A 13,833-nucleotide genomic window follows, 5' to 3' on the forward strand; every position below is an offset into this window, starting at 1 on the left:
CAGGCGGTCATTTCGAGCGCATAACCGTGCCACAAGTCGAAGGCATCGGACCTTGCGTGGCGGTATGAGACGGTGGAGAGGCGATAGCGGCGGGGTCTGAACATAGCGTTGATTTGATCGTGAGCCGCNATCGGGATGTTGGAGACGACCATTTTGCGAAACACGTACAGCACGACGGCATTGCCCACTTAACGGCAATGACCTGTAATGGTCCCCAGGGGTGATTTTCTCAGGCGGTCATTTCGAGCGCATAACCGTGCCACAAGTCGAAGGCATCGGACCTTGCGTGGCGGTATGAGACGGTGGAGAGGCGATAGCGGCGGGGTCTGAACATAGCGTTGATTTGATCGTGAGCCGCGAGGAACCTCTGCGTCTGTCGGATTGATTTGAGCCGGCCCATGTCTTTCTCTCGTTTGCGGGTCGGCCGATGCGACCCCTTGATGCGGTTTTTGAGCCCTTTGTGTGGCCGATGATCAGCTTCTGGTGCAACGGTCCGGATCGGTTTGATGTAACTGCGCAATTCGTCCGTCACGACGACACGCGGTTTGCCAAAGCGGGCGATCGGTCGCGTAAGGAAACGCTTGGCAGCTTTGGCGTTTCGGCGCGGCTGCACAAGGACATCCAGCACGTCCCCGTTCGCATCCACTGCTCGCCGCGACCATATTTCACGCCGTTGATCGGAACGACGACTTCGTCTAGATGCCATTTGTCTGCAGCAGTGGGACGGTCACGCTTGATGCGATTGGCGAAATGCCAGCCACATAGGTTCACCATTTGCGCACGGTTTCCCGACTAACGGTTACACCGCGTTCAGCGAGCAGATCCTCTACTGTCCGCCGTACTGAGCGCGAAGCGATGATAGGCCCATACGGCATAAGCCACGACTTTACGGGGGAAACGATAGCGCTTCAGGCGCGGCATCTCAGCTGGTATCCTCATGACAAATCGCGAGCCGTGCCAAGGTGCGGTAGCAAATTGGCAGTACCATGCTGCCTTAATCGCGAAGGCCAGCAGGACGATGAAGTTCTTCTCGTCTGATGAACAATGTTTGCGGATGGCCCGTTTATGTCCTTAACGATCTTGTCGCCGAGGCTTTGCGTGTTCCAGTAGTCTGCCTCACCTCCCACTCCTCAGTGGTTATGCTGAGCCAACAACACTTTACTTATCAAACCGCCCTATTTGGGCTCATAAGTGCTGATGTCAGATACGGTTAGCTGCCCCAAGCCTAGAAATTCGCTCGCTCTTTCTTTGACTGCAACTGAAATCATCCCGCGGTGCCGCCAATAGTCCGAAGCAAGTCTGGGTCTGAATATGTGGATGGAATTCAAGGGCAATCGGCGCGGTGATGCGCCGATTGCCGTTTAGGGTTAGTCAACGATGGAAACTGTCTCGCCGTCCCACTTCACCAAAAAGACGTCGGTGCGTGCAGCTTTTTCCTTGTCCTCACCGCCTACGACGAGAAGCCCGTCATCGACCGTGAACGAACCGCCATAGGCCAGCCCGTCAGGCAGTTGCCCTATTTGTGCCCACTGACCGTCCTGCATCGCAAAGATCTCCAAGGCCCAATGCTTGGAAAGACCGTTATGAGCGTACCAGTTGCCAGCGTCTGCCGCTGCGCGCGCGCCTTGGAAATTCGCACCGCCCGCAACTATGACGTCACCATTTGACATTCCGGCATAGGCCCCTGCGAGCCCCTCCTGCACGTCGCTGCCTTCAGGCGCTGGCACCGGAGCGGCTTCGGACCATTCAGCGGATTCCGCGCCAATGGTGACGGACTTGACTTCATCGGTGCGCAGGCCGGGTTTGATTTCGCCGTTGATCACCAGAAATGTTCCGGGTTCGGTCTGGACAACGGCGGAGCCGGTATTCGGAAGTGTCGGGACCGAACCAAGGTCGCCCCACGCATTTCCTGCGGCGTCATAGACCAGCACCTGATCGTTCCAGCGATAGTCTTTTGGCTCCATGCCCATATAGGCGTCCACGACAGCGTTCCAGCCGTCGGGATCGGTGTCTTTGTCGATCGCCAGAACCTCTGAAAGATACGTGTCGAAAAGCTCTTTGTTATATCCTCCCAGAATGGCAATGCGGCCATCGGCGAGAGTTACAGCGCTGGCCCCCAGCAGGCCGACCGGTGTTGTGGTGTCCAATGTTTCCCAAGCGTTTGCCTCAAGGTCGTAACGGCTGACAGTGTCGAAGATAATCGGCGAGGCCGCGTCTTCCGTTGCCTTGCCGGAGCCGCTGAACACATAAAGCGCGCCGTCAGAGACTGCGGTCGCGGGCTGTGACGGGGCCGGTCCGTTGAAGTCTGCCAACGCCTGCCAACCTGCAGCCGTGTCGTTCAGATCCAGTGCAAAGACTTGTGCGCCAGCACTGCCCAGACCGACGATTAGCTTGTCGCCAATGCGCTCGGCTACACCGTTCTTCACCCCGACGGGCAGGTCGGGCCATTCGTCCGCCATGGCGGTCGTCGCCGCGGCGATGAGGGCAAGTGCGCCCACCCCACCGAGTATATGGGTGCGTAGTGACATTACGTATTCTCCTCCTGAAGTGATGTTTCCGACGCCCGGAGCCGGAGTTTGATCGGGCAAGGCGCGGCTCAGACGAGCCAGGTCTTGACCTCGGGCCGTTCAAGGACGGCGCGCATATGCGCTTCGGCCTTGTCGTCGGACATGCGCAGGATCATCGGGGGGCGCGTCCGGCCGCAATCAATGCCAAGCACGCGGAACGCTGCCTTCATGCCGGGCAACACGCCGGTATCCAGAAGCGCCTCGACGAAGATTTGTGAGACATCCTGCAATTCCTGTGCGCGGGCCAGATCACCAGCGCGGAGCGCGGCATCAAGCGCGACATAAAGCTTGCCAAGGATGTTGTAGGTCGTGCCGATGCCGCCATCCGCGCCCAATACGCCACCAGTCAGATAGATTTCGTCGAAGCCGAAGAAATAGCTGCTGTCAGGGCGACGTCGACGCAGCATCGAAAACTTGAACAGGTCGGTCGACGTGAACTTGATCCCCGTCACGTTCGGCAAGTCCAGAATGCGCTCCAGCGACTCCAGTGGAATCGGGCGGCCGGTACGGATCGGCACCTCGTAGACGATCAGCGGAAGGTCGGTGGCGGCTGCCAGATCGCGGTAATAGCCTTCGATCTCAGCATCGCTGAACGGGTAGGAATGCGGCGGCAGGGCCGACAGCCCGTGATAGCCCAGATCCGACGCGCGCTGCGCGAGGCGGATCGAGTCGCGCAGGTTCGGCATGCCGACATGGGCGATCAGCTTCGCGCCGCTATCCTTGGCGCAATCGGCGACGATGCCTTGTTGCTCTGCCAGTTCACCGACACCCAAAAGACCGGATTCACCGCTGCTACCGCCGACATAAAGCCCTGTCAGTCCCTGCTTCAACACATAGTCGGTCAGGTTGCGCTGGCGGGCTTCATCGAACTCGCCACCGTCGTCGAGGCCGGTCATTAGCGCGGCGTACATTCCAGTCAATCGTTCGGTCATCGGTGGTTTCTACCTTTTTGCCCTGCCGTGCAATCGCGACAAACCGGATAACCGGCAGCCCAACAAAACCACGGCTCAATATTCATTTTCGCAATATACGAACGGATTTTAGTTTGACAAGATAATTTTCTGGTAATACCAAAAGAGACAAGAGGAGATGCCAGTGACCACTCATACTGATAAAATCCACGAACAACGGCGCACGCCGGACCTGATCGCCGACACGCTGATCGCCGAGATCAGGGATGGCACCTTCCAGCCTGAATCGCCGCTGCCGACCGAGCGCGACCTTTGTGAGAGGTTCTCCGCGTCCCGACCTACGGTGCGAGAGGCGTTGGCCCAAATGCAGATGCGCGGTTATGTGACCGCGGGCGCGGGCAAACGCCCCCGTGCGACAATGCCCTCAATTACAAGCGTTCTCAAAGATACCGGTGACCTGATCCGCGAGGTTCTGGGAGACGCCGAAAGCGGCGCACATCTTGAACAGATGCGTCAGTTCATCGAAACAGGTGCCGCACGCGAAGCCGCGAAACGTGCCGATAATATGCAGCTGGCCAAGCTGCACGCCGCGCTTGAGCAAAATTTTGAAACTGTCGGCACCGTCGATTTCGCGCAAACCGACATCGCCTTTCACCGCGCTTTGGTCTCGGTGGTCGGCAACCCGGTCATCCTGACGCTGCACGACATGTTCGTCAGCACGATGATCGCCCATCGCCCCCCAACAGACGACGCGCTGCGTTATGATATGATGGCCTATGAAGAACATTGCGAGATCTATCAGGCGGTGCTGGATGGCGATGTCGTAGCGGCGACCGATGTGATGGACCGCCACCTGACCCGATCCTACCGCGCGCGCCTCAAGGCACCGCGAAAAACGCCGAAAGATGGCGGACGCATTACACACTGACAACCGGCGGGCTTGTCCGCCATTCATCGAAAATCAAGGAGGATACGATGAAACTTAAGACCACTCTACTCGCCTGTGCGGCGACCCTTGCTCTGGCCGCCCCGGCCCTGGCCGAGCGCGAACTGACCTTCGGTCTGCAAGACAACGAAAGCTCTAACGTCTACAAGGGCGCACAAGAGTTCGCCAGCAAACTGGAAGAGCTTTCGGGTGGTGAGCTGACCGTGAACCTGTTCCCGTCCTCGACCCTTGGCGACTTCAAGGCGATGGTCGCGCAGCTTCAGGCGGGCGAGTTGGACATGGTCATCACCGGCTATCCCGACATGAGCTATATCATTCCCGAGTTGAACCTGATCGGAGCGCCTTACGTGGCGGACGATTTCGCCCACCTCAAGGAAATCATCGCTGGCCCATGGGGTCAGGAGATGTCAGCCAAATTCAAGGAAAAGGGCGTCAATCTGCTTGATGTTTGGTATTATGGCACCCGTCAGACCACATCGAACCGCGCGATTGAGTCCATCGACGACATGGCCGGTCTACGTCTGCGCACGCCAAACGTGCCGTTCCTGATTGCCTATGCCGAAAACGTCGGCGCCACCCCCGCACCGGTTGCGTTCGCAGAGGTCTATCTGGCGCTTCAAACCAATCAGGTTGACGCCGAAGAGAACCCGCTGCCGACCATCGAGGCAATGAAGTTCTACGAAGTGCAAAGCCATGTTGCGATGACCAACCACTTCGTCGCGTCTGCTGCGGTCCAAATCTCCAATGACTTGTGGGACAGCTTCAGCGACGAGGAAAAGGGCTGGATCGCCGAAGCCGTCGAAGCAGGTGGCGAGCTGAACAACAGCCTGACCGAGCAAGCCGAACAAGATCTGGTTGCCACTTTCGAAGAGCGCGGCCTGACCATCACCCGCCCCGATCTGGCACCTTTCCGCGAAGCGATGAAACCTTACTACGACACGCTCGAAGAGCAGTTCGGTGAAGGTGCCATCGCCCGCGTGCGCGGCGAGTAAACTACCCCTCTGCGGGCGCCAGGGTGCCCGCAGAGATCATCTGCAACGAGGGGATAAGCCGATGGACAATCCACGCAAGTACAGCATCGAAGGCATCGTCGCGTCGGTGATCTTCATCGTTCTGATTGGAGTCGTGCTAATTCAGGTCTTTGGCCGCACGCCGTTGTTTCGCGGTCCGGTCTGGACCGAGGAAGCCGCGCGCTGGCTCTGGGTCTGGATGGCCTTCATCGGTATCGCCGAGGTCGAGCGTCAGGACGGCCAGCTCAAGATGGCCTTTATTGCCGAACTTCTGCCTGACGGTGCCCGACGCATCCTCTACACCGGCATCGACCTCGTCTATCTGGGCATCGTGTGCCACCTTATCTGGATTGGATACAAGACCGTCCTGCGCACGTGGGACAACGTATCCGTCACCCTGCCAACGACTGATGCCGTGCTTTATGCGTCCGGTTTTGTTGCCGCGATTCTCATCCTTCACCGGATCGTCCGCCGCCTGATTGGCCGCCGCGACGTCACCGTCACTCGGGAGCCCACGCTATGATCCTCGCTACTGTCGGTGTCGTCTGGTTGATCTTCGTGCTGATCGGCGTCCCCATCGGGGTCGCCATGATCTTCGTGTCGATGGGCTATTTCTATTACACAGGAATGGGCATCAGCTTCGCCATGCAGCGTATGACGGACGGGCTCAACAGCTTTCCGCTGCTGGCGGTGCCGCTGTTCATCCTCGCCGCGGGCGTGCTGAACTCTGCCGGGATCACCAATCACCTTTTCGGTTTCGCGCGATCACTGGTCGGGCACGTCACGGGCGGGCTGGGCCACGTCAATGTGCTGGCCTCGCTGTTCTTTTCCGGGATGTCCGGGTCGGCTCTGGCCGACGCCGGTGGCTTGGGCAAGATGGAAATCGAGGCAATGCGCAAGGCGGGCTATGACGACGAGTTCGCAGGTGCCGTAACCGCCGCCTCCTCGATGATCGGCCCGCTGGTGCCTCCGTCGATCACCATGGTGCTCTATGGCGTTATCGCCAACGTCTCCATCGGCAAGCTGTTCCTTGGTGGCATTATCCCGGGGTTCCTTTGCGCGGCCGCTCTGATGGTCATGGTCTGGTTCACCGCCCGCAAACGTAACTATCCCCGCGACCCGCGCCGCAGCGCGGGCGAGGTAGGCACGCTGTTCGTCAAGTCCCTGCCAGCGCTCATGACCCCCGTGGTCATCGTCGGCGGTATCTTCTCGGGCCTCTTCTCGCCCACCGAGGCCGCAGCGGTGACCGTGCTTTATGCGATCATGATCGACCTGATCTTCTACCGCGAGCTGACCTTCCGGCGGCTCTGGGATGCAATCTACGAAACCACTGCGACGTCGGCGTCAATCGCCACGATTGTCGCGGGCGTGGGTTTGCTCAGCTTCATCATGGCGCGCGAGCAGGCACCACAGCAAATCGCGACGTTCTTCCTGTCTATCGCCGACAGCCCGATCACCTTCCTGATCGCCGTCAACGTGATGATCTTCTTTCTAGGCTGCTTCATCGAGGCGCTGGTCATTTTGCTGGTCGTCGTGCCCATTCTTGTGCCCGTCGCCATGGGTTTCGGAATTGATCCGGTGCATTTCGGCATCATCACGGTTCTGAACCTGATGATCTCGATCCTGACACCGCCGATGGGCATGGCGCTGTTCGTCGTGGCACAGGTCGGTGGCATCCCTTACCAGAACCTTGCAAAGGCAATCCTGCCTTGGTTGATCCCGCCCTTCGTGGTGCTGTTTCTGGTCTGCGCCTTTCCGATCCTTGCAACCGGCCTCCCGAGCCTTATGGATTGATGGACTGACACCATGACCCTACTCGATACCCTGCGCGGCGGTCTCGTCGTGTCCTGCCAACCGGTCGATGATGGCCCTATGGACGACCCCGCAATCGTCGCGGCCATGGCCGCCGCCGCCGTGGCGGGCGGGGCCGCCGGTCTGCGCATCGAAGGGGCCGCGAACCTTGCCGCCGTGAGGGCGCGGGTGTCCGTTCCGATCATCGGCATCCTGAAACGCGATCTTGCCGACAGCCCCGTGCGTATCACGCCCTATCTGGCCGACGTGCAGGCGTTGGCCGACGCGGGTGCCGACATCATCGCCTATGACGCCACCGAAAGGCCACGGCCCGAAACGACGGTGGCGATCCTTGCTGCGATCCACGCGAGGGGTGCCTTGGCGATGGCCGACTGCTCGAAGCTTGCGGACGGGCAGCGCGCTTTGGCCGAAGGGGCTGCGATCCTTGGCACGACCCTGTCGGGTTACACGGATGAAACAGCAGGTCAAAACGACGACGTCGATACCGCTCTGATCGGCGCATTCCGCGACTTGGGTGGCTTCGTCATGGCCGAGGGTCGGGTCAACACGCCCGAGCTTGCGGGTCTTGCGATGGCTGCGGGTGCGGATGCGGTCACAGTTGGCACGGCGCTGACGCGGCTCGAACACGTCACCGGCTGGTTTCACGACGCCGTCGCACGGGCGTTCGAGGCCCGGTAATGCAGAAACTGCCACGCACCGCCCTGACGGGGTTTGCCGCCGATCTGGGCGGGACCAAAACCGCCGTCGCCCGCATCGAGCGCGGCGTGGTCGTCGAACGGCTACTGGCGCCGACCGATTGCGCCGCCGATCCAGAGGCGCAAATCGCCGCCATTCGTTCCCTGCTGGGCAGGCTTGGGCACAGCAACGGCGCTCCACTTGGCGTTGCCGTCGCGGGTCGGGTTGACAGTGCGGGTGCGTGGCACGCGGTCAATCATGGCACGCTGCCCGCAATCCTTGGGTTTTCGCTGCAACACGCGCTGGTGCGCGACCTCGGCGCTGCGACCTGCCTCAACGATGCCGCCGCCGCCGCTTTTGCCGAAGGCCTGTTTGGGGCGGGAAGCCAAAGCGACAGCTTTGCCTATCTCACCGTGTCCACCGGCGTGGGCGGCGGGCTGGTGATCGGCAACCGTCTGTTGTCCAGCGCCAACGGGTTGGCTGGTCATGTCGGCTTTGTTTCCAGCCGCCATGCCAACGGCCCCTGTGGCAGCGGACGGATGGGAACGGTGGAAAGCATCGCTGGCGGGCGCGGTATCGCCGCCGCCGCAACCGCCGGCGAACACGAGGGCACCGACGCGCGTGCGGTGTTTGCCGCCGCCGCAGATGGTCAGGACTGGGCCGACAGGATCATCGCCACCTCCGCCACCGCAGTGGCGGCACTGATTGGTGACCTCACGGCCATTCTGGGCCTCGACACGGTGGCGATGGGGGGCAGCATCGGCCTTGCCCCCGGCTATATCGAACGCACCCGCACCGCACTTGAGGAGGAGCCGGAATTGTTCCGCCCGCGCCTGATCCACGCAGAACTTGGCCATGACGCGCCGTTGGTCGGTGCGCTGGCCGCACATCTGAGAAAGGAATCCCCATGAAGGTTCTGATCCTTCCCGACGCGCAGGCCGCCACGCGCCGCGCCGCCGACATCGTTTCGCGCACCGTAAGCGCGACCCCGGACAGCGTGCTCGGGCTCGCCACAGGCGGCACCATGCTGCCACTCTATGATGCGCTTGCGCAGCGTCACCGGGATGAAGGGTTGTCCTTTGCCAAGGTCACAAGCTTCAACTTGGACGAATATATCGGCCTCACGCCGGATCACCCCTGCTCCTACCACCACTATATGCAGGAGGCGTTTTTCAGGCATGTCGATATCGACCCCGCACGCACCCATCTGCCCAAAGGCGACGCCGCTGATCCGCAGGCCGCCTCGGACGACTACGAGGCGCTGATCGAAAAGGCAGGTGGTATTGACCTGCAACTCCTTGGGATTGGGCAGAACGGGCATATCGGCTTTAACGAGCCAACTGCCAGCCTTGGATCGCGCACGCGCATCAAGACGCTGACCGAAAGCACGCGACGCGCCAACCAGAAATACTTCGACTCCTTCGATGAGACGCCGCGCTATGCCATAACCACCGGCGTCGCCACCATTCTGGCATCCCACAAATGTCTGCTGATTGCGACCGGCACGGCGAAAGCCCGCGCGGTGGTCGACATGATTGAGGGGCCTGTGAGTGCGGCCTGCCCCGCCTCGGCATTGCAGCTTCACGCGCGAGTTACGGTCATACTCGACGAAGCTGCCGCCGGGGAGCTGCACCTTAAGGAATACTATGAGACCGTCCATCCGGGAGGACGTGACAGTGCCTTCGACTGAACCGGCGAAGCCGAACCGCATCTTCGCACGGCAACTCTACGATGGCATGAGCCCCCACATGCGCGCCGATCAGGTGATCGACATTGCTGACGGACGGATTGCTGACATCCGTCCCGCGACGGCGGATGACGCCCGCGACCACGCTATGCCCGAGTTTGATCTGGTGACGCCGGGATTCATTGACCTCCAGATCAACGGGGCGGCCGATACTCAGTTCAACTTCGACCCCACTCCTGAGGCACTCCGTCGGATCGCTGCGGGTGCGCGAGAAGGCGGCACCGCCTACATACTGCCCACATTCATTACGGCGCCGCAGCGCGACTATGTCCGCGCACTCGAGGCTGTTCAAACGGCGATCACGCAAGGCGCGCCCGGCATTCTCGGGGTGCATCTCGAAGGCCCGTTTCTGTCCCACATGCGGCCCGGCATCCACGATACTGATGCGATCCGAAGCATGGATGCAGAGGATCTCGACCGGTTAACGGCGGCGCGGGGCGGTGTGCTGCTGCTGACCGTGGCACCTGAAAACCTGCCTGTGGGCGCATTACAGCGCCTGACAGCGGCGGGTATCCGCGTCTTCGCTGGCCATACTGAGGCAACTGCCGACCAGATGGCACAGGCGGAAGCTGATGGCCTTGTCGGCGTCACTCATCTTTTCAATGCCATGTCGCAGATGACAGGGCGCGAACCAGGGGTGGTCGGGGCAACACTGGCCTCAAAAGGCCTCTTTGCAGGGATCATCGCGGACGGGCACCATGTCGACTGGCGCAACGTGGCGACGGCGGCGCGCCTACTGCCGGATCGCTTGTGCTTGGTGACCGATGCCATGCTGACCCTCGCAGGCCAACTGACCGAGTTTGAGTTGCACAGCGAAACCATCGAGCTTCGCGGCAGTCGGTTGACGAACAAGACCGGCCGTCTGGCCGGTGCTCACGTGAGTATGATCGAAAGCGTGCGGAACATGCTGGACTATGCATACCTCGGCCTGCCCGATGCCCTGAGGTTGGCAACGGCAAACCCCGCCCGCGCGCTTGGGCTGGAAGGTGAGGTCGGATCAGTGCGCCCGGGATACCGCGCGTCATTCACCTGTCTTACACAAGGCTTCGATGTGGCCGCCGTCATCACGGATGGGCTGCTGTATCACGCGCCCGGCTGATCCCAATTCAAACCATTGATGAAATTGATGCGCCTAACCTTCTGTCGCCCCCCTCAACGACTGCTTTGCATTCGACTTTCATTCAACGAGATATGGCCGGTATCTGCAGCCTCGTGAAGCTGGCATGCTCGGAAGAGCACAGCAGGGACGGTTCTGTCGCAAACTTCGGCATTGATTGGCAAAGGCCTCTGATCTTCTTCTGTTAGGCCGTGAGAGAGGCAAACTGAGCAAACGGGCAGAGTCCAGGCGTCATCTGGCCTTTACGGATCATGTTCGCGACCTCAATCCCTTCGAGCGTTGCCGAAGCGGAGAAGAAGGACTTGAACCCTAGCATCGTTCGAATCCGCTTCTTGATGATACGGTGATCTTGTTCGACCATGTTGTTCGGATACTTGATCCGCACCATCTCTATCGCGATCGGGCAGCCGAGGCGCTTCAGCATGCGGTTGATCGCGGTGATGCCTGCCGTGTTGGCCCCGCTTTTGTCGATCACGATTCTGCGCGGCAGACCGTTTACCTCTAATGCGCGGGCGAAGAACTTCGTCGCAGCTGCCTTATCGCGCCGCTTAGAGAGCATAAAATCAAGGGTTTTCCCGAACCTGTCGACGGCACGTTAGAGGTGGGTCCATTCACGTTGATGTAGGTCTCATCCATCCGCCAAGAACGGTTGACCAAGGCCTTGCGCCGCCGAGCGTTGCTGGCAATCAGTGGCGAGTACTTGGCTACCCAACAGTTCAAGGTTGCATGATCTACCCGTACGTCCCTTTCGGCCAGGATCTCTTCCAAGTCCCGATACGAAACGGTGTAGCGGACATAGAAGAAGACGGCGAAGAGGATTACTTCCTTCGGAAACTGAGCGCCCTTGAACGAAATCGTAGCCTTCAATCCAACAAAGTTGATCCAAACAACTACCGTCGGCCCTTCAGGCCTGGGGCGTCAACCAGCAAAGTTTGCGACAGAACCATGGAAAGGTCCGCGGCCCAACAGTGTTTTCCAGCGCCGGCATTTAAAGTAACTCTCCCCATGGTTAAAGAATACGCCAAGCACCGTGGGAGCTTGGCGTATTCTTTAACCATGGGCGGTCAGAACAGAACGGCCCATCACTCGTTAAACTGCGTGACTTTTTGTGTCAGAAATCCTTATCGAACTTCATTTTCGCAAGCTCGCTCAGGGAATATTCCCGGGCATCTACCCCTAAACCCGCGGCGAGGCTCCGCTCCCCTTGGGATGCGTGTTCACGTGGCATCGGTCGTTCACCCCGAAGATGCATCATGACTACGTTGCGAGCGTATTTGTCCGACCCCGCCGCAGCTATAAGGGCCATCTCAGCAAGGGGATGCGCACCCGGTTCAAGTTTGAGACGCTTCGCCATATATTCCTTACCCGGTGTAACCCGTGCGATCTTTCCGGGCGTCGCAGGGTTGCGGAGCCAAAGCTCAAGAAGAGCTCTTCCGTGAGCGGCAGCTGCACCGTCATTATACAAATCATTTTTGCCGGACTCTTGGCCCATGGTCTGGCCCGTGCCGATCAACGTCAGTAGCGCACAAATTTTTGCGGTCTTTATCAGAGCATGTGTCATGTGTCTTTCCTTTCAAATACGCCGAGCACTTGAGCGTGCAGCCGGTAGAGAGACAAAAACATGTCGCCATTATTTCTCCGTGAGAGTTCCGTCAAAGACCCGCTAGTCTCGCATGAAAACGCAATTTACCGTATAGTTACAATTGCGAGCCGCCTCATACTGGTTTTGGCGCGTGGTGCTGTCGCAAAGCTTCTTAAGAGGAAATGGTAGAAGATATTAAACGCTAGAGAACTTTCGGGACAAAAATCTCGTTCGGACTTTTTAGTAATTATTTAAATCACAGGGTTGGAGGGACGACGGACGTGACGAGGCTGACGGTACGAATGTGCGGTTTTTTCGCGGTCAAGGGACCAGAGGGAAAATCCCTGCGCCCACCGGGGAAAAAGCCCGCAGCCCTTCTAGCCTATCTTGCATATAGGCGGGGCAAGAAGACCACACGAGACCGGCTCGTTGATCTCTTCTGGTCTGATAGAGGCCAGAAGCAGGGACAGGACAGTCTGCGTCAGGCGATTTATGTGATCCGCCACGCTTTGCACCACCAATCCGCAACAATCCTGATATCGGACAGGAACTACATCGCGCTTGATCGCGATCAGATCAGCTACGATCTATGGCGCGAGGATGGTAGCATTCACGAGAGTGTCCATGATGAATTGCTGGAAGATCTCGACTTCATTTCACCGGTGTTTGACGACTGGCTGCTGCATGCCCGACGCGACGTGCGAAACCGGCAAATATCCCGGGCAGAAAGACTTTTAGCAGGCGGTGACCCGGATGTGGCACCAGAAGAAGCACTTGATATCGCGAAGATCATTCTGAAACTCGACCCGACCAACGAGCCAGCGGCGCGGATGGCGATTTCAATCCATGCCAAGCGCGATGAGATTGGACATGGGCACAGAATTATTCAAGCCTTGCAAAAGCGTCTTCAGGATGACGGGCTTGATATCTCCGAGAAAACGCAAAGCTTGTATAACAACGTTATTTCCGCCCCCACCGACGTAAAACCGCACTCGGAGCTCCGGGCTAAGAAGCCCAAACCGGAGACAGTGACCGATCTGCCGCTGGTCGAGGTGGGGATGCCTGTCGGCGATGACAACAAGAGCTCTACCTTCGACCTGTCCGAGGAGTTTTTCGACAGGCTCGTCTCGCGTATGATTCAAATGCCTGAACTGCGGGTACGTGCGCTTGGCACATCGGACACGTTCTCACATTCTGCCTTTAGTTTGCGCCTGCTGCCGAGCGTTAAAAACGACGAAACTCGGATAGTCTTGCGATTGAGCTCCGGCGATGGAGAGGCCTTCTGGGCCTCGCACGCGCCGGTCACACTCCACCCTGCCGATGAACACATCGAAGCGCAAGTCGACAAATCCGTCATACAGATCATATCGGCCATAGAGGAGAACATTTACCGTCACCTGAAAAGACCGCCTATGAAAACTATGTCGTAGCACAACGCCTGTTCACCGCGCCCACCGGTGATGAAT

Annotated in this window: 12 protein-coding genes and 2 pseudogenes; 9 read left to right on the forward strand and 5 right to left on the reverse strand. The window is 59.2% G+C overall.

Annotated elements, in window-relative coordinates; translation table 11 throughout:
* Positions 1 to 229 precede the first annotated feature (229 nt).
* From THALAR_RS09960 to THALAR_RS09970, 3 genes and pseudogenes are all read right to left on the reverse strand, one after another.
* A pseudogene (locus THALAR_RS09960) lies at positions 230 to 939 on the reverse strand (IS6 family transposase).
* Between the two features lie 428 nt (positions 940 to 1,367).
* A complete protein-coding gene (locus THALAR_RS09965) occupies positions 1,368 to 2,528 on the reverse strand; it encodes an N-acetylneuraminate epimerase (RefSeq protein WP_021101421.1) in 1,161 nt (386 codons plus the stop codon).
* 68 nt (positions 2,529 to 2,596) lie between these two features.
* Complete coding sequence (locus THALAR_RS09970) at positions 2,597 to 3,499, reverse strand: dihydrodipicolinate synthase family protein (protein ID WP_021101422.1); 903 nt, start codon at positions 3,497 to 3,499, stop codon at positions 2,597 to 2,599.
* Between the two features lie 163 nt (positions 3,500 to 3,662).
* On the opposite strand from THALAR_RS09970, the gene THALAR_RS09975 reads away from it, so the two are divergent.
* From THALAR_RS09975 to nagA, 8 genes are all read left to right on the forward strand, one after another.
* Positions 3,663 to 4,406, forward strand: a complete 744-nt coding sequence (locus tag THALAR_RS09975; protein WP_021101423.1) for an FCD domain-containing protein — start codon at positions 3,663 to 3,665, stop codon at positions 4,404 to 4,406.
* Positions 4,407 to 4,453: 47 nt separating this feature from the next.
* Complete coding sequence (locus THALAR_RS09980; RefSeq protein WP_021101424.1) at positions 4,454 to 5,416, forward strand: sialic acid TRAP transporter substrate-binding protein SiaP; 963 nt, start codon at positions 4,454 to 4,456, stop codon at positions 5,414 to 5,416.
* Between the two features lie 61 nt (positions 5,417 to 5,477).
* Complete coding sequence (locus THALAR_RS09985; RefSeq protein ID WP_021101425.1) at positions 5,478 to 5,957, forward strand: TRAP transporter small permease; 480 nt, start codon at positions 5,478 to 5,480, stop codon at positions 5,955 to 5,957.
* Positions 5,954 to 7,228, forward strand: a complete 1,275-nt coding sequence (locus THALAR_RS09990; protein WP_021101426.1) for a TRAP transporter large permease — start codon at positions 5,954 to 5,956, stop codon at positions 7,226 to 7,228. Before THALAR_RS09985 ends, THALAR_RS09990 begins: the two co-directional genes overlap by 4 nt.
* Before the next feature lie 12 nt (positions 7,229 to 7,240).
* Positions 7,241 to 7,924 (forward strand): N-acetylmannosamine-6-phosphate 2-epimerase, encoded by a 684-nt coding sequence (locus THALAR_RS09995; protein ID WP_021101427.1) that lies wholly within the window; start codon positions 7,241 to 7,243, stop codon positions 7,922 to 7,924.
* Positions 7,924 to 8,832: an ROK family protein gene (locus THALAR_RS10000; RefSeq protein ID WP_021101428.1), complete on the forward strand. Its 909-nt coding sequence runs from the start codon at positions 7,924 to 7,926 to the stop codon at positions 8,830 to 8,832. The genes THALAR_RS09995 and THALAR_RS10000 overlap by 1 nt, the downstream gene beginning before the upstream one ends.
* Positions 8,829 to 9,611: a glucosamine-6-phosphate deaminase gene (gene nagB / locus THALAR_RS10005; protein ID WP_021101429.1), complete on the forward strand. Its 783-nt coding sequence runs from the start codon at positions 8,829 to 8,831 to the stop codon at positions 9,609 to 9,611. The genes THALAR_RS10000 and nagB overlap by 4 nt, the downstream gene beginning before the upstream one ends.
* Complete coding sequence (gene nagA / locus THALAR_RS10010; protein ID WP_021101430.1) at positions 9,568 to 10,767, forward strand: N-acetylglucosamine-6-phosphate deacetylase; 1,200 nt, start codon at positions 9,568 to 9,570, stop codon at positions 10,765 to 10,767. Before nagB ends, nagA begins: the two co-directional genes overlap by 44 nt.
* Positions 10,768 to 10,969: 202 nt before the next feature.
* On the opposite strand, the pseudogene THALAR_RS10015 reads toward nagA, so the two are convergent.
* Both THALAR_RS10015 and THALAR_RS10020 read right to left on the reverse strand, forming a co-directional pair.
* A pseudogene (locus THALAR_RS10015) lies at positions 10,970 to 11,652 on the reverse strand (IS6 family transposase).
* A gap of 244 nt (positions 11,653 to 11,896) precedes the next feature.
* On the reverse strand, positions 11,897 to 12,346 hold the full coding sequence (locus THALAR_RS10020) for a hypothetical protein (protein ID WP_040818312.1): 450 nt from the start codon (positions 12,344 to 12,346) through the stop codon (positions 11,897 to 11,899).
* A 302-nt stretch (positions 12,347 to 12,648) separates the two neighbouring features.
* On the opposite strand from THALAR_RS10020, the gene THALAR_RS10025 reads away from it, so the two are divergent.
* Positions 12,649 to 13,797, forward strand: coding sequence for an AfsR/SARP family transcriptional regulator (locus tag THALAR_RS10025; RefSeq protein ID WP_154666792.1), 1,149 nt, complete (start codon positions 12,649 to 12,651; stop codon positions 13,795 to 13,797).
* The last annotated feature ends 36 nt before the right edge of the window (positions 13,798 to 13,833 follow it).

The organism is Litoreibacter arenae DSM 19593 (assembly GCF_000442275.2).
Taxonomy (GTDB): Bacteria; Pseudomonadota; Alphaproteobacteria; order Rhodobacterales; family Rhodobacteraceae; genus Litoreibacter; species Litoreibacter arenae.

Bases quoted from the DNA above. Each gene is read 5' to 3' on its own strand.
- nagA (WP_021101430.1), top strand. From the start codon at position 9,568: ATGAGACCGTCCATCCGGGAGGACGTGACAGTGCCTTCGACTGAACCG.
- THALAR_RS10020 (WP_040818312.1), bottom strand. From the start codon at position 12,346: ATGACACATGCTCTGATAAAGACCGCAAAAATTTGTGCGCTACTGACG.
- nagB (WP_021101429.1), top strand. From the start codon at position 8,829: ATGAAGGTTCTGATCCTTCCCGACGCGCAGGCCGCCACGCGCCGCGCC.
- THALAR_RS09965 (WP_021101421.1), bottom strand. From the start codon at position 2,528: ATGTCACTACGCACCCATATACTCGGTGGGGTGGGCGCACTTGCCCTC.
- THALAR_RS09995 (WP_021101427.1), top strand. From the start codon at position 7,241: ATGACCCTACTCGATACCCTGCGCGGCGGTCTCGTCGTGTCCTGCCAA.
- THALAR_RS09970 (WP_021101422.1), bottom strand. From the start codon at position 3,499: ATGACCGAACGATTGACTGGAATGTACGCCGCGCTAATGACCGGCCTC.
- THALAR_RS09985 (WP_021101425.1), top strand. From the start codon at position 5,478: ATGGACAATCCACGCAAGTACAGCATCGAAGGCATCGTCGCGTCGGTG.
- THALAR_RS09990 (WP_021101426.1), top strand. From the start codon at position 5,954: ATGATCCTCGCTACTGTCGGTGTCGTCTGGTTGATCTTCGTGCTGATC.
- THALAR_RS10000 (WP_021101428.1), top strand. From the start codon at position 7,924: ATGCAGAAACTGCCACGCACCGCCCTGACGGGGTTTGCCGCCGATCTG.
- THALAR_RS09980 (WP_021101424.1), top strand. From the start codon at position 4,454: ATGAAACTTAAGACCACTCTACTCGCCTGTGCGGCGACCCTTGCTCTG.